The organism is Pseudomonas sp. Sample_23, assembly GCF_004307595.1.
GTDB classification, from domain to species: Bacteria; Pseudomonadota; Gammaproteobacteria; order Pseudomonadales; family Pseudomonadaceae; genus Aquipseudomonas; species Aquipseudomonas atacamensis.
Genome location: NZ_RCNX01000093.1, coordinates 1 through 17,073, shown reverse-complemented (window position 1 = coordinate 17,073; position 17,073 = coordinate 1). Strand labels below are relative to the sequence as shown.

The 17,073-nt window shown below is 58.8% G+C and carries 23 protein-coding genes and 1 tRNA gene; 12 read left to right on the top strand and 12 right to left on the bottom strand.

The window, feature by feature from the left end:
* Positions 1-54: 54 nt before the first annotated feature.
* A complete protein-coding gene (locus D8U82_RS25110) occupies positions 55-1,488 on the bottom strand; it encodes a M48 family metalloprotease (RefSeq protein ID WP_130903193.1) in 1,434 nt (477 codons plus the stop codon).
* Positions 1,489-1,586: 98 nt separating this feature from the next.
* On the opposite strand from D8U82_RS25110, the gene D8U82_RS25105 reads away from it, so the two are divergent.
* Entirely contained in the window at positions 1,587-1,826 is a 240-nt protein-coding gene (locus D8U82_RS25105; protein WP_016771269.1) for a sulfurtransferase TusA family protein, read from the top strand.
* A 31-nt stretch (positions 1,827-1,857) separates the two neighbouring features.
* On the top strand, positions 1,858-2,928 hold the full coding sequence (locus D8U82_RS25100) for an AI-2E family transporter (protein ID WP_016771268.1): 1,071 nt from the start codon (positions 1,858-1,860) through the stop codon (positions 2,926-2,928).
* A gap of 120 nt (positions 2,929-3,048) precedes the next feature.
* Here D8U82_RS25100 and D8U82_RS25095 read toward each other — a convergent pair whose 3' ends face one another.
* The gene (locus D8U82_RS25095) at positions 3,049-3,522 is read right to left on the bottom strand and encodes a peroxiredoxin (protein WP_041478861.1); all 474 of its coding nucleotides are present in this window, start codon (positions 3,520-3,522) and stop codon (positions 3,049-3,051) included.
* 10 nt (positions 3,523-3,532) lie between these two features.
* The gene (locus tag D8U82_RS25090; protein ID WP_071174673.1) at positions 3,533-4,093 is read right to left on the bottom strand and encodes a glycine cleavage system protein R; all 561 of its coding nucleotides are present in this window, start codon (positions 4,091-4,093) and stop codon (positions 3,533-3,535) included.
* A gap of 328 nt (positions 4,094-4,421) precedes the next feature.
* On the opposite strand from D8U82_RS25090, the gene dapA reads away from it, so the two are divergent.
* The 5 genes from dapA (at position 4,422) to D8U82_RS25060 (ending at position 8,117) form a co-directional block, all read left to right on the top strand.
* Complete coding sequence (gene dapA, locus D8U82_RS25080; protein WP_016771265.1) at positions 4,422-5,300, top strand: 4-hydroxy-tetrahydrodipicolinate synthase; 879 nt, start codon at positions 4,422-4,424, stop codon at positions 5,298-5,300.
* A gap of 17 nt (positions 5,301-5,317) precedes the next feature.
* Positions 5,318-6,433, top strand: a complete 1,116-nt coding sequence (bamC, locus tag D8U82_RS25075) for an outer membrane protein assembly factor BamC (protein WP_016771264.1) — start codon at positions 5,318-5,320, stop codon at positions 6,431-6,433.
* Between the two features lie 6 nt (positions 6,434-6,439).
* Positions 6,440-7,201 carry an MBL fold metallo-hydrolase gene (locus D8U82_RS25070; protein ID WP_024012002.1) on the top strand — a complete coding sequence of 254 codons (762 nt, stop codon included), beginning with the start codon at positions 6,440-6,442 and terminating at the stop codon, positions 7,199-7,201.
* Between the two features lie 28 nt (positions 7,202-7,229).
* Positions 7,230-7,943: a phosphoribosylaminoimidazolesuccinocarboxamide synthase gene (gene purC, locus D8U82_RS25065; protein ID WP_016771262.1), complete on the top strand. Its 714-nt coding sequence runs from the start codon at positions 7,230-7,232 to the stop codon at positions 7,941-7,943.
* An 84-nt stretch (positions 7,944-8,027) separates the two neighbouring features.
* Positions 8,028-8,117: transfer RNA gene (locus D8U82_RS25060), tRNA-Ser, on the top strand.
* A 111-nt stretch (positions 8,118-8,228) separates the two neighbouring features.
* On the opposite strand, the gene D8U82_RS25055 is transcribed toward D8U82_RS25060, so the two are convergent.
* From D8U82_RS25055 to D8U82_RS25015, 9 genes are all read right to left on the bottom strand, one after another.
* Positions 8,229-9,446, bottom strand: a complete 1,218-nt coding sequence (locus D8U82_RS25055) for a DUF3596 domain-containing protein (RefSeq protein ID WP_130903192.1) — start codon at positions 9,444-9,446, stop codon at positions 8,229-8,231.
* Positions 9,443-9,658, bottom strand: coding sequence for an excisionase family protein (xisR, locus tag D8U82_RS25050; RefSeq protein ID WP_027614470.1), 216 nt, complete (start codon positions 9,656-9,658; stop codon positions 9,443-9,445). The genes D8U82_RS25055 and xisR overlap by 4 nt, the downstream gene beginning before the upstream one ends.
* Positions 9,655-10,107 (bottom strand): hypothetical protein, encoded by a 453-nt coding sequence (locus D8U82_RS25045; protein WP_130903191.1) that lies wholly within the window; start codon positions 10,105-10,107, stop codon positions 9,655-9,657. The genes xisR and D8U82_RS25045 overlap by 4 nt, the downstream gene beginning before the upstream one ends.
* On the bottom strand, positions 10,104-10,484 hold the full coding sequence (locus tag D8U82_RS25040; protein WP_130903190.1) for a pyocin activator PrtN family protein: 381 nt from the start codon (positions 10,482-10,484) through the stop codon (positions 10,104-10,106). Before D8U82_RS25040 ends, D8U82_RS25045 begins: the two co-directional genes overlap by 4 nt.
* Complete coding sequence (locus D8U82_RS25035) at positions 10,484-10,894, bottom strand: hypothetical protein (protein WP_130903189.1); 411 nt, start codon at positions 10,892-10,894, stop codon at positions 10,484-10,486. Before D8U82_RS25035 ends, D8U82_RS25040 begins: the two co-directional genes overlap by 1 nt.
* 140 nt (positions 10,895-11,034) lie before the next feature.
* Positions 11,035-11,316 (bottom strand): phage antirepressor KilAC domain-containing protein, encoded by a 282-nt coding sequence (locus D8U82_RS25030; protein ID WP_130903188.1) that lies wholly within the window; start codon positions 11,314-11,316, stop codon positions 11,035-11,037.
* A gap of 10 nt (positions 11,317-11,326) precedes the next feature.
* Positions 11,327-11,917 (bottom strand): hypothetical protein, encoded by a 591-nt coding sequence (locus tag D8U82_RS25025; protein ID WP_130903187.1) that lies wholly within the window; start codon positions 11,915-11,917, stop codon positions 11,327-11,329.
* Entirely contained in the window at positions 11,914-12,093 is a 180-nt protein-coding gene (locus D8U82_RS25020) for a hypothetical protein (protein ID WP_130903186.1), read from the bottom strand. Before D8U82_RS25020 ends, D8U82_RS25025 begins: the two co-directional genes overlap by 4 nt.
* A 77-nt stretch (positions 12,094-12,170) precedes the next feature.
* Positions 12,171-12,950, bottom strand: coding sequence for a helix-turn-helix transcriptional regulator (locus D8U82_RS25015; RefSeq protein WP_130903185.1), 780 nt, complete (start codon positions 12,948-12,950; stop codon positions 12,171-12,173).
* A gap of 105 nt (positions 12,951-13,055) precedes the next feature.
* On the opposite strand from D8U82_RS25015, the gene D8U82_RS25010 reads away from it, so the two are divergent.
* The 5 genes from D8U82_RS25010 to D8U82_RS24990 all read left to right on the top strand — a co-directional run bounded on the left by D8U82_RS25010 (position 13,056) and on the right by D8U82_RS24990 (position 16,965).
* Positions 13,056-13,343, top strand: a complete 288-nt coding sequence (locus D8U82_RS25010) for a YdaS family helix-turn-helix protein (protein ID WP_130903184.1) — start codon at positions 13,056-13,058, stop codon at positions 13,341-13,343.
* A 325-nt stretch (positions 13,344-13,668) separates the two neighbouring features.
* A complete protein-coding gene (locus tag D8U82_RS25005; RefSeq protein ID WP_130903183.1) occupies positions 13,669-14,187 on the top strand; it encodes a phage regulatory CII family protein in 519 nt (172 codons plus the stop codon).
* A complete protein-coding gene (locus D8U82_RS25000; protein ID WP_116254822.1) occupies positions 14,180-14,404 on the top strand; it encodes a TraR/DksA family transcriptional regulator in 225 nt (74 codons plus the stop codon). Before D8U82_RS25005 ends, D8U82_RS25000 begins: the two co-directional genes overlap by 8 nt.
* Positions 14,394-16,613 (top strand): VapE domain-containing protein, encoded by a 2,220-nt coding sequence (locus D8U82_RS24995; RefSeq protein ID WP_130903182.1) that lies wholly within the window; start codon positions 14,394-14,396, stop codon positions 16,611-16,613. The genes D8U82_RS25000 and D8U82_RS24995 overlap by 11 nt, the downstream gene beginning before the upstream one ends.
* Positions 16,606-16,965 (top strand): hypothetical protein, encoded by a 360-nt coding sequence (locus D8U82_RS24990; protein WP_130903181.1) that lies wholly within the window; start codon positions 16,606-16,608, stop codon positions 16,963-16,965. Before D8U82_RS24995 ends, D8U82_RS24990 begins: the two co-directional genes overlap by 8 nt.
* Positions 16,966-17,073 lie beyond the last annotated feature (108 nt).

Genomic DNA, 17,073 nt, shown 5'->3' with positions numbered 1-17,073 from the left:
TCGGAAAGAGGCGGTTTTTTTGTGTCTGCAGCTTTTGTCTTTGTCGGGAAAGACTCAGCCCATCATGTCCTTGACCATGCGCTCCTGCTCCATCAACTCGCGCTGGCGGGCATCGATGCGCGAGGACAGCGGGAAGTTGTTGCCCGCCTTGCGCTTGGCGAAGTCCAGCTGCTGAATGGCCTGGCGGTAATCGCCGACCAGTGCAAAATACTCGGCGCGCGCCTGATGCAGGCCGATGATGTTGCCCGACAAGCCGCGGGTTTCAGCAACCTGATACCAGACGTCCGGATCATCCGAGCGTGACTTGAGCAGGCTGTCGAGTGCCTTCTCGGCATCGGCAGCGCGATTCTGTTTCAACAGCAGATCGACGCGCACCTGATTCAGCGGGTAGTTGCCCGGGAACTGCGTAAGCATGCGGTCGACCCGTGACTGCGCATCAGGCAGACGATTGTTGGTGATGTCCAGATCGACCTGCGCGAGGTTGTAGATGATCTCGTTCGGCGACTTGGCCAACAATTGCTTGAGGTTCTCTCGCGCTTCGTTGAGCTGGCCACCCTTGATTTGCGCGATGGCGAGGCCGTATCGCGCGACATCATTTTTCGGGTTTTCATCGAGCAGGGCGCGGAAACGCTTGGCGCCCAGCCCCGGGGTTTCTTCGTAGATCAACTGCACCCGCGCGCGGATCAACTGGTAGCGCATGCTGTCTTCGATGCCGCCCGGTTTCGCCTGCTCGGCGCGGTTGCGAGTGTCGGCGATACGCGATTCGGTGACCGGGTGAGTCAGGAGGAATTCCGGCGGTTTGGCGTCAAAACGGTACTGGCGCATCAGGCGCTCGAACATGGTTGGCATCGAACGCGGGTCGTAACCGGCCTTTTCCAGGTTGAGGATGCCGATGCGGTCCGCTTCCTGTTCGTTCTGCCGCGAGAAGCGCCGTTGTTCCTGTAACGCCGCAGCCTGGGTGCCGGCGATGGTGGCGATGCCGGCGTCACCGCCGCCTGCCGCCGCGATGACGATACCTGCCAGCAACGCGGCCATCATCGGCACCTGCATTCTTTGTGAGGCTTCGACGCCGCGAGCGAAGTGACGTTGCGACAAGTGCGCCAGTTCGTGAGCGAGCACCGAGGCGTATTCACCTTCGGTCTGGGCGTTGAGGAACAGGCCGCCGTTGACCCCGACCACGCCGCCCGGCGCTGCGAAGGCGTTGAGTTGCGGGCTGTTGATCAGGATGAATTCCAGGCGGCGGTCGGAGACCTGGCTGGTCTCCACCAGCTTGTACACGCTGGATTCGACGTAATCCTTGAGCTGCGGATCGTTGAGCTGGGAAACCTGACTGCGCAGCATGGCCAGCCAGGCACGGCCGAGCTGGTATTCCTGTTGCGGCGAGACAATGGCAGAGCTGGCGTCGCCGAGTGACGGCAGATCGTCGGCAAAGCCTGGTGAGGCGAGCAGGCAAGCGAGCGTCAGCAGGGTAGGGCGCAGGAAAGTCATGCACAAAGCCTTGGAGGACAAAGACCTTACTGTAGCCGGACACCGAAGCCGCGACCAGATATTCTAGGCAGCTCGACAACCCGAACCGGAGTGACGCAATGACTGACGCTGTAGCCCATGACGTGGAACTGGACGCCAGTGGCCTGAACTGTCCGTTGCCGTTGCTCAAGGCAAAAATGGAACTCAACAAACTGCAAAGTGGCGCTGTGCTCAAGGTGATCGCTACCGATGCCGGCTCGCAACGCGACTTCCGTACCTTTGCCAAACTCGCCGGTCATGCGCTGTTGCGCGAAGAAGACGAGGCTGGCGTCTACCGTTACTGGTTGAAAAAAGCCTGAAGCGCCGCGCCTAAAATCGAAGGGATTATTGATGTTCAAAGTGTTACGCGACTGGATTCAGCGCTACTTCTCCGATGAAGAAGCGGTGGTGCTGGCAGTGCTGCTGTTTCTCGCCTTCACCGCCGTGCTTACCCTCGGCGGCATGCTTGCGCCGGTTCTGGCCGGGATGGTGCTGGCGTATCTGATGCAGGGCCTGGTAGTGACGCTCGAGCGGCTGCGTGTGCCCGGCGGGGTGGCCGTGGGGCTGGTGTTTGCGCTGTTCATGGGCGCGCTGATGCTGTTTATCGTCGTGGTGCTGCCATTGCTGTGGCATCAGTTGATCACCCTGTTCAACGAGTTGCCGGGCATGCTCGCCAAGTGGCAATCGCTGCTGCTTCTATTGCCCGAGCGCTATCCGCATCTGGTGTCTGACGAGCAAGTCCTGCAAGCGATCGAAGCGGCGCGGGGCGAGATTGGCAAGTTCGGTCAGTGGGCTCTGACTTTCTCATTGTCGAGTTTGCCACTGCTGGTGAACATCATGATCTACCTGGTGCTGGTGCCGATTCTGGTGTTCTTCTTCCTCAAGGATCGGGCGATGATCGGCGAGTGGGTGCGCGGCTATCTGCCTCGCGAGCGCGCGCTGATCACCCGCGTCGCCCAGGAAATGAACCGGCAGATCGCCAATTACATACGTGGCAAAGGCATCGAGATCGTGATTTGCGGCGGCGTGACCTACATCGCCTTCATCGCGCTGGGCCTGAACTACGCGGCGCTGCTGGCGTTGCTGGTCGGTTTGTCGGTGGTGGTGCCGTATGTCGGTGCGGTAGTGGTGACCGTACCGGTGCTGCTGATTGCGCTGTTCCAGTGGGGCTGGAGCGATCAGTTCATCTACCTGATGGCGGTCTACGGAATCATTCAGACGCTGGACGGCAACGTGCTGGTGCCGTTGCTGTTTTCGGAAGCAGTGAATCTGCATCCGGTGGCAATCATCTGCGCGGTGCTGTTGTTTGGTGGGTTGTGGGGATTCTGGGGTGTGTTCTTCGCGATCCCGCTGGCGACGCTGTTCAAGGCTGTGCTGGATGCGTGGCCTCGCAAGGAGCCGGTGGTGGCGCCGTTGCTTTAGCGGTTGATCCGGATTTTACAGAGAGGCTATTCGCAAGCAGGCTCGCTCCCACGGTGATTAGATTTCAATTGTGGGAGCGAGCCTGCTCGCGAAGGCGTCTTTACAGACGCAGCAAAAACATCAGGCTTTATTCAGAGCCTCAGCCGCCGCCAGCACGGCATCAACATGCCCCGGCACTTTCACGCCACGCCATTCCTGACGCAGCACACCGTCCTTATCAATCAGGAAAGTACTGCGATCAACGCCTAGGTATTCCTTGCCATACAGTTTTTTCAGCTTGATCACGTCGAACAACTGGCAAACCGCTTCGTCCTTGTCACTGATCAGTTCGAAGGGGAACTCCTGTTTGCCTTTGAAGTTTTCGTGCGACTTCAAACTGTCGCGGGAAATGCCGAAGACTTCGGTGTTGGCAGCCTTGAACGCCGCATATTGATCGCGAAAGCCCTGGCCCTGAGTGGTGCAGCCCGGGGTGCTGTCCTTCGGGTAGAAGTAGATCACCACTTGCTTGCCCTTGAGTTCGGACAGGCTGACGGTCTGCCCGCTGGTCGCAGGTGCGGTGAAATCCGCAACCGGTTGGTCGATGACAACGGCCATGAAAGCTTCCTTACATTGGGTTTTGTGGGCGCCAAGGCTCGATCAGGGCATCCAGGTTCATCGCGTCGGCGAAATCGAGGAACTGATCGCGCAGCCAGCTGATCTGGGTGTTGGCCGGCAGGGTCACGGTGAACGTGGCGTTGAGCATGGTGCCGCCGGTCTGTGGCGCCTGATAGGTGTCGCAGGTGAGGTTTTCCAGCTCGACGTTGTGGTCCATGAAGAACTGGCACAGCTCATTGATGATGTCCGGGCGATACGCCGAGCTGACGTAAGCCACGTAAGGCAGCGCTTGCGGGCGATTTTCCAGAGCGGCGCTGCGCACCACGTTGACGGTGAATGCGTGACGCTTGGCCAGCAATGGCAGGCTGCCTTCGAGGCGCGCGAGGGCGTCCCAGCTGCCGGAAATTTCCAGCACCAGGGCGCTGCACTCGCCGTGGCGGGTCAGGCGAGAGGTGACGACGGCGCAGCGGTTTTCATGGCTGGCGCGGCACAGGACGTTGGTCAGCTCCATGGGGTTGGCGCCGAGGGCACTGATGACAAGGAATTGTTCGCGAACTGTGGGGGTGGACATGCAGCATTCCTAAAGCGATGAGCGGTCGGTAGGTTGACGGGCATTGGCGGCCGGGAGTGCCTGTTCTGGCGGTCCGTATAAAGAGCCCCGGCCAGCGTTCGCGGCTCGCTCCGCTGTGCGGGAGCGCGTCGATGCGACGCAGGAACGGGGCCTGGGAGGCCGAAAGGGGAGGCTGAAACCCGGCGTACAAGCTGATCTGTACCGATCAAAGTCTGAAGGGTAGCGAAAAGCGGCGCCAAGGGGAATGGCGGCGGCGCAGTACTTCGCTTGTGCAAGCATCTTGGCGCCAGTACCATTACCGCTCTCTTTTTCCGGCAGGAGCGGTTTCATGATTGCGGGCAGTATGGTGGCACTGGTCACTCCCATGGATGCACAAGGGCGTCTTGACTGGGACAGCCTCAGCAAACTCGTGGACTTCCACCTCAAGAACGGCACCCATGCCATCGTCGCCGTCGGTACAACCGGCGAGTCGGCCACCCTTGATGTAGAAGAGCACATCGCCGTCATCAAAGCCGTGGTCAAACAGGTTGCCGGGCGCATTCCGGTCATCGCCGGCACCGGCGCCAATTCGACCCGCGAAGCCGTCGAGCTGACTCGCAACGCCAAGGCCGCCGGCGCCGATGCCTGCCTGCTGGTGGTTCCTTATTACAACAAGCCGACCCAGGAAGGCCTGTACCAGCACTTCAAGCACATCGCTGAAGCGGTCGACATTCCGCAGATTCTCTACAACGTTCCCGGCCGCACCTCCTGCGACATGCAGGCCGAGACGGTGATTCGCCTTTCCACCGTGCCGAACATCATCGGCATCAAGGAAGCCACCGGCGACCTCAAGCGCGCCAAAGCGATCATCGATGGCGTGAGCAAGGATTTCATCGTCCTGTCCGGCGATGATCCGACCGCTGTCGAGCTGATCCTGCTGGGCGGCAAAGGCAACATCTCGGTCACCGCCAACGTCGCCCCGCGCGAAATGGCTGACCTGTGCGAGGCCGCGCTCAAGGGCGACGCCGATACCGCACGCGCAATCAACGAAAAACTGATGCCGCTGCACAAGGACCTGTTCATCGAAGCCAACCCGATTCCGGTGAAGTGGGCTTTGGTCGAAATGGGCCTGATGCACGAAGGCATCCGCCTGCCACTGACCTGGCTGAGCACCCCTTGTCATGAAACGCTGCGCTCGGCCCTGCGCCAGTGCAACGTCCTGGTTTAATTGAGGAAGTACAACGCATGAAGCGAATGGCCGGACTTTCCGCACTTGCCTTGATTATCTCCAGCACCAGTGGCTGCGGATGGGTCTGGGGGCCGGAAGGTTATTTCCGCGACCGTGGAAGCGATTACCTGCAAGCGCAACAGACTGCACCGATGCAATTGCCACCGGATGTGAGCACTGCCAAACGTCTCGATCCGCTGTTGCCGATCCCGCGCAACGTGGCCGATGACACCGCGACGGGCGAATACGTCGTGCCGCGTCCTCAGCCGCTTTCGGCGGTTGCCGATGCCACGGATTACTCGCTGCAGAAGAGCGGTGATTCGCGTTGGGTCGTGGCCCAGCACCCGCCGGCCGAAGTCTGGCCAGTGGCGCTGCAGTTCTTCCAGGACAACGGTTTCCGTCTGGATGAACAGCGTCCGCAGACCGGTGAGTTCACCACCACCTGGCAGCACTCCGACGAGTTGTCCGCGTCGATGGCCAAGCGCCTGAGTGCGGCCGGTATCGCCAGCGACAGCGAAACCCGCGTGCGTGTGCGCATCGAGCCGGGCGTGCAGCGCAACACCAGTGAAATCTACGTGGTCAGCGCCGAGCGTCCTGCCGGCAGTACGGCCGACGTGGCCTTCACCAACCGTTCGGTCAACACTGGCCTGGACGCTGCGCTGGTCGACGACATGCTCGCGAGCATGAGCCGCACCTCCGAGAAGGGCGGTTCGGTGTCGATGCTGGCCTCGCGTGATTTCGATGCGCCGAGCCGTGTCAGCCTGAACGAAGACGGCAGCGGCAACCCGGTGTTGAACGTCGGTACCGATCTGGACCGCGCCTGGTCGAGCGTCGGCCGTGCGCTGGAACAGGGCGAATGGCGCGTTGAAGACATCAACCGCAGCCTGGGCCTGTACTACATCAACCTGGCCGAAAAAGCCGAGAAGAAAGACGACAAGCCTGGCTTCTTCAGCAGCCTGTTCGGCAGTGCGCCGAGCAAGGAAGAAGTCGAAGCCCGCGCCGAGCGTTATCAGGTTCGCCTGAGCAAGGTGGGCGAGAACATCCAGGTTACCGTCGAAAAGAACATCAACACCGTCGCGCCGGCCGATGTCGCGCGTAAAGTGTTGAGCGTGATTCAGGACAACCTGGGCTGATCCGATATGCGTTTTGCCGTTCTCGGCAGCGGTAGCCAAGGGAACGGCACGCTGATCGCCAGTGCTGATACGTACGTGCTGGTGGATTGTGGTTTTTCCCTGCGGGAAACCGAAAGACGTCTGTTGCGCCTGGGTGTGCACCCGGCGCAACTGAGCGCGATACTCGTGACCCACGAACATGCCGACCACGTGCATGGCGTGGGTTTACTGTCTCGGCGCTACAATCTGCCGGTCTACCTCAGTCGTGGCACGTTGCGCGGGATGCGCAAACCGCTTGAACCGGCAGGCTTTCTGGCCGGCGGCGAGCAACTGCAGATCGGCGCACTGAACGTTGGGGTCATTGCCGTGGCCCATGACGCGCAGGAGCCGACCCAGTACGTTTTCAGCGATCAGGAACAGCGGCGCTTCGGCCTGTTGACCGACCTGGGATCGTTCTGCGAGCGGGTGCTGGATGGCTATCGGGACCTCGATGCATTGATGATCGAGTCGAACCATTGCCGCGACATGCTGGCCCGTGGTCACTACCCGTACTTTCTCAAGCAACGGGTGGGCGGCGAACGCGGACATCTGAACAACCATCAGGCGGCATTCCTGGTGGCCGAGTTGGGCTGGCAGGGTTTGCAACACCTGGTGCTGGCCCATCTGAGCAGCAAGAACAACCTGCCGCAGCTGGCCCGGCAATGTTTTGTCGACACCCTCGGGTGCGACCCGGACTGGCTGCAACTGGCCGATCAAGATTCAGGGCTCGACTGGCGCCACATCGCCTAGCCCACCTACTTAGCAAGCGGAGCCCATCATGGAAAAACGTGAAGAACTCTACCGCGGCAAAGCCAAATCGGTTTACAAGACCGACGACGCTGACCGCTTGATCCTGCTGTTTCGCAACGACACTTCGGCGTTCGACGGCAAGCGCATCGAACAGCTTGATCGCAAGGGTATGGTGAACAACAAGTTCAACGCCTTCATCATGCAGAAACTCGAAGCGGCCGGCGTGCCTACCCAGTTCGACAAACTGCTGGGCGACAATGAATGCCTGGTGAAGAAGCTCGACATGATCCCGGTGGAATGCGTCGTGCGTAACTATGCCGCCGGCAGCCTGGTCAAGCGTCTGGGCGTCGAGGAGGGCATGAAGCTCAACCCGTACACCTTCGAACTGTTCTTGAAGGACGACGCCAAGGGCGACCCGTTCATCAACGAATCCCACGTCGTGGCATTCGGTTGGGGCACCGCCGAGCAACTGGCGCGCATGAAAGAACTGTCGCTCAAGGTCAACGAAGTCCTGAGCAAACTGTTCGACGACGCCGGCCTGCTGCTGGTCGATTTCAAGCTTGAATTCGGCGTGTTCAGCGACGGCTCCATCGTCCTCGGCGACGAGTTCAGCCCGGACGGCTGCCGTCTGTGGGACAAGGACACCAAGAAGAAGATGGACAAGGACCGCTTCCGCCAAGGCCTCGGTGACGTCATCGAAGCCTACGAAGAAGTCGCCGCTCGTCTGGGTGTACCGCTTTAATCGACGCAAGCATCTGATAGCACGGAAAAAATTTCGTTTGGGGGGTTCGCAACCAACGAAAGTGTTGTTATGATGCGCGCCGTTGGAGAGATGCCAGAGTGGCCGAATGGGACGGATTCGAAATCCGTTGTACCTTCACCGGTACCTAGGGTTCGAATCCCTATCTCTCCGCCATTATTGAACAAGACGAAGCCCCCGTAATCATTGCTGATTACGGGGGCTTTTTCGTTTCTGTCGATTCATTTAGGGCATTTCTAGGGCATAAACCTTGTCCGACATGCCGCTCTAGTCCGTTCTAAACCCCAGCATTTTTGACACAACACCCGCCATGCTCTTGGTGTCTTTGGGTATCCACCTCCCATAATGTTTTCTCACCATCGTTGTGTCAGCGTGTCCAAGCTGCCTCGCCACCCATTCAACCGGAACGTAGCTAGACAACATCTGGCTGGCGAAAGTGTGACGACATTGATTGGCGCCCCGGTGCCGGACTTCTGCCATTTTCAGATGTGCAGTAAACCAGTTGCTGAGGGTTTTGCCGCTCCATAACAAGCCGCTGGTGGAGCTACGGAAAAGAAATCTGACTTTCATCTTTTTGGATGTAATGTTGTCGCGCTGAATTACGGTGATTTCCTCTGCGGGCGCGTCTTTAGCTGCAGCAATAATCTCTCGCATCAGCTGCAAAGCCGGATCGATTAGCTCGATCACTCTCACTCTAGAGCGTTCCTTCGGTACCTTGAATTCACCGACAACCAATGCGCGCCGAACTTGCACTAGGCCTGCTTCAAGATCGATATCTTCGACAGCGAGTGCGATAAGCTCGGACAGCGAGAGACCAGCCCAACAGTTGAACTCAATCATCCTGCTATCGGGTCTGCGGGCGGGATCTGTTTTACCAATTAGATCAATCTCGGTGCGAGTAAATGGGTCAGCGTGCTCAAGATCGACGTCCGACCCTACATTGCTAACCCTGTCTAGCGGATTGGATTTAAGAATGCCGTCGCCGAAAGCGTCACCCCAGACGCCCCGGACTACAGTGAAAATGTCGTTTACGGTTTTTGGGGAAAGACCTTGTTTGAGTAGATGTGCTTGAAAAAGCTCTATATCGCTTTTGCTGATATCGACGATTCGGCGCCTGCCAAATTTGGTCTCCACGTGTTTTGATTTGCTTACGTAATTGACGACGGTGCTAGATGCTTTAAGCGCCCTTTGAACCTCCAGCCAGCGGTCGATACCTTCTTTGACAGTACGCTTTAGGGATGGGCCGCCGGTGCCCGTGAACATGGCGGCCCTTGGTGAGTTAGGGAAGTGAGCCGCATAATCGAAGCGGCCCTCTTTAATCTCCGCCAGGATCGTGCGCCGTTTGTTGTCGGCATATGCAATTGCGGCTTTGTTTACTTTCGAGATTCCTTCGAGAGGTTCTCGGCAACGTTGGCCGTTGAAGATGAACCAGATGCGTAATTGCTTGCCATTCATCTCGACGCCTGTAGGCATCTTGTCAGTCATGGTTGGCCTGCCATCCACTTTTCAATCGCCTCCTTGTTATAAACAAGCACGTTCGCTGGGTCCGTTCGATAGTGCTTCCCTTCTAGCCAAATCCCACGGGATCGGTATTTACGAACTGCTTCCGTGCTTAGCCCAAAAACTGGATACAGCAGGTCCTGCCGAAACCAAGCGCCTGGAGTGATGTGGAAATCAATTTTTTCTGCGGCGCTCATGCTTTCACTCCTTTTGGCTGAATGCCTTTCGTGTCATCGGGTTCTTTTTCAGTCGCTAGGCGTTGTGCCATATGAACCGCTTGCTTTTGTAGAGATCTGGCGTCGCGCTCGAGCTTCTTGCCGGTACGAAAGGCGCTGAAGGTCTCGGCCGCGACCCGCAACAGCTCGCCGATGGCGACCAGCGTCCGGCACTCGGCCCGGCCGAAGGGGGGACGTGCTTCAAGTCGTTTGCAGGTTTGTGCCAGGCGCGTGTGATCGGCTCGGATGAACTGCAGAGAGGCCTGAAGCTCGCGGATAGTTCTGGCACTCGCGGCGCGCTGAATGTCTTCACCCTCGCGCAGGCCGGTCTCTAGTCCATCGCTGCGGCCCATGATGTAACCGCCCCAGACAAGCAGGGCGGCTAGAACTATCAGGATGACGAGTGCGCCGATTTGTATTGGGGTCATCATGTGGTCTGCTCCTGAGATTGTCGTTGGCTGGTAGTGACAGCCGTCAGTGGTGTGGGGACGACAGTGCGTTGGCCGTCCTGCTGTCGCTGCATGTTTTCATCGGCTTTGTAGGCGCGGATGTCGATCAGCGAGGCAACGTGGCGGATGTGCGCGTACTTCAGCGCCTTGCGGCTGGTGTCCAGCGTGGTGATTGGCAGCTGGATTCTGCCGCTCTGGATTTCCGCCACGAAGGACTGTTCGTTGAGGTTACGAAAGTATTGCTCGCGCACTTTTTCCAGCGGGATCAGGACGTCCCCGAAGATGCGGTAGAGCAGTTCGACGGTGGCTGACTCCGGTGCTGGGTGCAGGCGGAGCGGGTTCTGGCTAGCAGCTGTCATTAGCCTACCCATGTCTTGATTGTTGTTCTGAGGTTGAGTACCGCCTCTTCGGCGGTGCCTCCATGCCTCGATATGTACTTATTGCCTGCCTGGGCTCCTGAGTTGGTGAGCAGCATGGTGAGCGAGGCGCGCCATCCAAGGCGCGTCTTGCGAATGTTGAATGCAAAATCACCGTAATCGAACGTCGGCGTCGCATTGAGTAACTCGGATATGGTTACAAACTCCATTACCTCCCGCTGGTACTCCACCAGTTGGAGTTGCGTCCAGTCGGCTTTAATTTCCATTTGCTCCTCCAATTGAGCAATCGCGGCAATTTGAGTGAGCACCTCGTGAACCTTGGTCCGGTTACGCTGCTCAACGGGCATGCGTAAGAGGTCGACAAGGTGCTGATCCATCAGATGGTTATTCATGTGTTCTTTTCCCTTTGGCGTGAGCCCAGGCATTCAGACAGTGGCGTTTGGTCAGCTCGCGCAGATGTTCAGGCACTTCGAGGAGCGCGGCATTGCGCTCCTCGCGTGTGCGCATGGCAACGATCTGGCGGGCGTACTCCCTAGGCCACGTCACGGCGGTCTGCCGGGATTGGGGGGAGGTCGATGTCGAGTTGCTCAGCCAGCCAGCGAATCCCGGCTTGCTTGACCCTGGTCGACTGGCTGTACTGCATGCCGTATTTCTCGTCGTACCAGGGGCTGTCTTTGACCCGCAGATACTGACCGTCGCGCTTGAGATCTGCCGGCAGGTTTCCCGTGAGCAGACCCTTTTCACGCATGAGAGCGATGAGCTTGGGACGGGTCAGGCCGAGATAAACGGCCGCTTGTGCGAGGGTGCGTTCCATGGCGTCCTCCTCAAGCCGCATGCGCGGCAGGAGTGGCCGCTGCAGCGAGGTGGTTGATGGACTCGCTGACCTTGCCGTAGATCTCGACATCGCTACCGCACGCGGTGAAACACCGGGTACGGGGGATCTTTGTGCCAATGCTGAGGATGGCGGTGACGCAGGAGAGGGTGTGCGGACGATGTACAGCGACATGCAACGGCACATCGAAGCCCATGTCGAGGCTGAGCACGCCGCCGGTGCGGATCAGTTCGAATACCCGCTGTTTGTCCTGGACTTCAAAGCGGACGTATTGGCGATCAGCGTGCGGGCGATGCGCCAGGTCGCTGGTGGTGCTCGGATCAAGCGGACCGTTGGCAATCTCTCCAATGAAGTCGGCCAGTTTGAGGTGCATATTTTTGTCGTTTGGCAGGGTCAGTGTGTGGCGTTCGCTGCCCAGCTCGACGACAAAAGTGCTTTCCTCTGTGCCGCGCTCAGCCTTTAAACGGAATGCCAGGCATTCACGCTTCGGTACTGTGCGCAGAACGTGATTGAAGGTCTCGGTCAGGTTGACCTGGGCGTTGAGCAACTGCAGCGTGCGGTTGTCGATCTTGTACTTGCTCATGCCGCGTGCCCTCCACCGCTTGGATCGACAGGAGAGGGCTGGCAGGACTTGGCGACAAGCTTGGGTTTGCTGTTATGGATGACGACCAGGCAGCCTGTAGCGAGCTGCAGCTGTTCGATCAGTTTGCGGTTGCTGACACAAGCCGGATGGACATGCAGGGATGCGGTGGTACGCATGGTGAAGCCTCACTGTGGTTGGAGAGTGAGGCAAAAATAACTTAGGTTTTATTTTTCGGCAATAACCTAGCGATTATTTATCGAAGCAGCGACATATTTGTTGGGTTGAGCGTCGACCACCAAAAGACTCGGCCAATAATTTGTATGTGTTGCTCCATCACCTGTTCGAATGTGTAGTCCTCATCGGCATATTCCTCCCGATTGAAGCTTCGCAGCCGGATTCCACCTGGGATTCGATAAAGAAATTTGATTCTCAAAAGGCCGTCATGTTCCAGTGCATACACCTGTCCATCAATAATGCTCCTCATGCCTTTATCGATCCCGAGGGTTGCCCTGTCGAGAATCAACGGATGATTAGAGTTGCCCATATTGGTGGCGCATGCAGCGTTTGACGGGTCTATACCAGCCTTCCTAAGGGTGTACTTGGAGAAACGGACTTTACGACCGTCGTCGATTTGAACAGAAGACCTGCCCATCCCTGAAGAAATTTCGACTTCCTTGTAAAGCGGCAAAGCAACCTCGTCATCATCCAGCGGGGTGTCGTCATCCCATGGAGACAGTTCACCCAAAACGTAGGGAGTTCCATCTTTAGGGCGCAGCTTGGGAGGTAAATGATTAGCGCGTTGTTCTTGTGGTGGCGTGCCAAGCTCTAACCAATCAATGTCGATTTGAAGAGCGCGCGCAATCGAGGCGAGGAATCGACTCTTCTGGGATTTTCCGGAGCTGAGCTTCTGAATGCTCGCTTGGGTGCACCCCGCCGCGACAGCAAGCTGTTCCTGCTTGAGGCCACGTTCTGCCATCGCGTAATTAAGGCGATCAGAGAGGGTTGGTAGTTGATTTTTGTCTGGATAGTTCATGGGTGGAGGTTATGACTCCAGTTATAGAATGTCCAACAGCTAAGGTTGTTGACAAAATAATCTCAAAGTTATAATTTGCGTTCAGTTACTCGTTGAGACCTGAACATGACTATAAATCAGAAGAAATGCAGCGCTTCCGTTGATGATCACGGCGCCGCTTGCGAAGCGTTACAGCGTGCGCTTGAAGCGTGTGGCGGAAACCAGTCAGAACTCGCACGGCGCTGCAATGTTAAGCAGCCGCACGTATGGAAATGGATTAAAGCTGGCCGCGTACCTACCGAACGCGTCCACGCTGTTGCTAAAGCGTCAGAGGGCAAAGTCTTACCCCACGAATTGCGTCCAGATTTGCCTGATCTTTTCCCTGCGCCAGCTACTCCAGCAGTTGCTGCTTAATACCCAGAAAAAAGGCGACCCAAGGGTCGCCCAGTTTCTCCCGACAGCATCACCACAATGCTATCGGGTCGCGATGTCAGTAGGCGAGCACACCACATGTCGCCGACTTTCATCGCGTTTCCAAGGCTCGGAAGCCTTGGTGTTGCTGCCGTTCTTACCACAGAGCTGGCAGCTATTGCGCCAGGGGTGAACAACGGATTGTTCGCCCCGGCACGGTGCCGGTTTGGTCTTACGAACCTAGCCGGCTTTGGGCCTCTCCAGACCACGCGGCAAATGTATCACCAACTTCTGTCGCGCGGCACTGGCAACTTTTAGGATTAATGCCATGAGCCGTATCGCTCTGAGTTCTCTGGAACGGGCGCAGCGGGAAATCCTGCCGCTCGATTTAGCGCTGTACCACGCCGCTCGCGAATACCCCGGCGGTGCTGCTGCCATTGCCGCTACGACGGGCCGCAACCCGACCACGCTGCAGCACAAACTGTCGCCGACCCACCCGAGCCACTCCATCAATATTCAGGAGTTCGGCGAGATCCTCGAACTGACCAAGGATCGCCGCATTCTCGATGCGGTGCATGCGCTGGTCGGCGACACGGTCTGGCAGGAACTGGCCGATACCTACACCAACGACATGCCTGAGACCCTGACCACGGGTATCGCCGAATACTTCCGCCAGGTTGCTGATCTGGCCGAGACCTGGGCCAAGAGCATCGGCGACGGCGTGGTGACTGATCGGGAACTGGCGGCGATTCGCCTGCAGGTGTTCCGGGGCATTCAAGGCCTGCTCGGGTTGTTCAACCGCGCCACCTACGTCAACCAGACGACGCGAGGTGCTGACCGTGGCTGACATCGCCGATTTCGCCAATGATCTGGTGCAGGAACGCATCGATCAGGCCATGGCTGCGCGCAGCGCTGCCAAGGCCGAAAGCGCTGCCCATTCCTTGCTGTTCTGTGAGGCCTGTGACGATCCGATTCCGGAAGCCCGTCGCCTGGCCTCACCGGGTTGCTCGCAGTGCATCAGCTGCCAATCCCTTTCTGAGCGGGGGATTCAGCATGCTCGATGAGGTATTGGTCCAATTCGCCGATTACGGTCTGGAGCCAGCGCAACCGCTGGTGTTCGGCAAGCTGACCCGCTGCAAGACATCGCAGGACAAGGGCAAGGAAAAGAACGGCTGGTACGTGGTCCACGAGCAGCGCACGGAGAAGGGCGACACCCTGATCTTCGGCGCCTTCGGTGACTGGCGTTCGGGCGAGACCCAGAAAATCAAGGTCAAGGCTGGTCGCATGTCGCTGGAAGAACGCGAAGTGATGCGTGCCCGCCAGGAAGAAGCCAAGCGCCGCGCCGCCGAAATCGCGAGTAACGCTGCGCGGCGGGCCGCGAAAAGGGCGCAGGTTTTGTTCGAACGCATGCCGACCACCGGCCGCAGCGAATACCTGGACCGCAAACAGATCGTTGGCATCAACGTGCGATACGCGCCACGAACCGGTGCGGTACTGGTCCCAATGAAGAACGCTCGTGATCAGATCATGGGCCTGCAGGTGATCTTCCCGAACAAGCAGGAAGACACCGATCGCGACAAATCCTACTGGCCTTACGGCATGGCGAAGGAGGGCACCTTTCACTTGCTCGGTCCGCACCCAGAGCCGGGTGAGCCGGTGCTGGTTTGTGAGGGTTACGCCACCGGCGCCAGCCTGCACATGGCGACCTCGCTCGCTGTGGCCGTGGCATTCGATGCGGGCAACCTGCTCGCCGTGTGTAAGGCCATGCGCGAGCGCTTCGCCGGCTGCCCGCTGATCATCTGCCGCGATGACGACTGGAAGACTGCTAAGCCTAATGGCGATGCCTGGAATCCGGGTGAGGAGAAAGCGAGTAATGCGGCCTTGATCGTCGGCGCCCAGGTGGTCGCGCCGATCTTCTCTGTCGAGCGTCACGACAAATGGACCGACTTCAACGACCTGCACGTCGCCGAAGGCCTCGACGCGGTGCGTCGACAAGTCCTCGCGGTGGTCCGTCCGCCCGCTGCCGGTGGCTGGAAAGATCAACTCGCCCGCAGTGAAAGCGGCGCCTTGATCGCGCACATGCAGAACGTGGAACTGATCCTCGCTCACGACGAGCGCTGGGCTGGCGTGATCAGCTACTGCGCCTTCAGTTCGAAGATCGTCAAGCTGCGTGCGGCGCCCTATGGCGGTGGTACCGGTGAATGGGCCGACATCGATGATGTGCGCGTGATGAAGTGGCTCGCGCAGCAGTACAACCTGCGCGTGAAGTCATCGCACGTGATCGAAGCCGTCAGCGTCGTGGCCCACGACCACGCGTTTCACCCGGTGCGTGAGTACCTGAAAAAGCTGGAATGGGATCGTGTGCCGCGCCTGGAGCGGTGGCTGACCGATGTCATGGGCGTGAAGACAACGGACTACACGTCCAAGGTCGGCAAGCGCTGGATGATCTCGGCCGTGGCGCGGGTGATGAAGCCCGGCTGCAAGGCGGACTCGGTGATGATCCTCGAAGGCGTACAAGGCGCCGGTAAGTCGACCGCCATGAGCGTGCTTGGCGGCGAGTGGTTCATGGATACGCCGTTTGCCCTCGGCGACAAGGACGGCTTTCAGGCAATCCGTGGCAAGTGGATTGTTGAGCTGGGCGAGCTGGACAGCTTCAACAAGGCGGAGAGCACCAAGGCCAAGCAGTTCTTCTCGGCATCGACTGACACCTACCGCGAAAGCTATGGCCGCAGAACGCTGGACGTGCCACGCCAGTGTGTTTTCGTCGGTACCACCAACCAGGACGAGTACCTCAAGGACGCCACCGGCAACCGTCGTTATTGGCCGGTGGCCTGTACCAAGGTCGACGTTGCGTTGCTGCGCGAGATCCGCGACCAACTCTGGGCTGAAGCGATGTTCTGCTTTGAGGCCGGCGACCTCTGGTGGGTAACGCGAGAGGAGGCGCCGATGTTCAGCGAGGAGCAGGACGAACGCTTTGTGGTGGACGAATGGGAAACGCCCATCCTGACCTGGCTCGAAGAATCGCAGATCGGCGAGACCACCACCGGTAGCGAGGTTATGAGTCAGGCGCTCAAGCTCGATCCCGGTCATTGGGGCAAACCGGAGCAGATGCGTGTGGGAGCGATCCTCCATCGACTGGGCTGGCGACGGTTCCGTTTGGGCGCCTTGAGCAAGAGCGGCCAGCGGCCATGGGCGTACAAGAAACCTGAGGGTTGGGGCAGGGCGCCTGCGCTGGAACAACCTGCATTTGAGGAGCCGTGCTTCGATGATTAAAGCGATCGATATGGCTCTCAAACAATGGGCGCAGGAGCTGCACAGCGACGAGGTCGCCGCCGGTTACTCGGGCGGCAACATGGTCGCGATGATGATGGAAAGCGGTGGTCAGCTTGTGCGCGGCAGGCGCGGGAGCAGGGTGCCGCTGGAAGCCTCCCTGGACATTGAGCGCATCGTCAAGAAACGCCTTGATCCCGAGCTGATCACGGTCGTCAAGGTGCATTACTTCCAGCCCGACGCACCTCTCGCTGCACGTCTGGCACGCAGTGGCTGCACACGCAACCTCTACTACCAGCGCCTGCATGACGCTCACATCGTGGTCGAGCACTTCCTCCTGGGGGAAGCGGCTTGATCGTGAGCATTACTCTGGCTCACGCCGTCCCACCGGCCTGCCTCCGTCCCACCGCTTTTTGCGGTGGTGGGACGGGCGCAGGCCCCGTCGTTGTTGGGCTGTCCCACC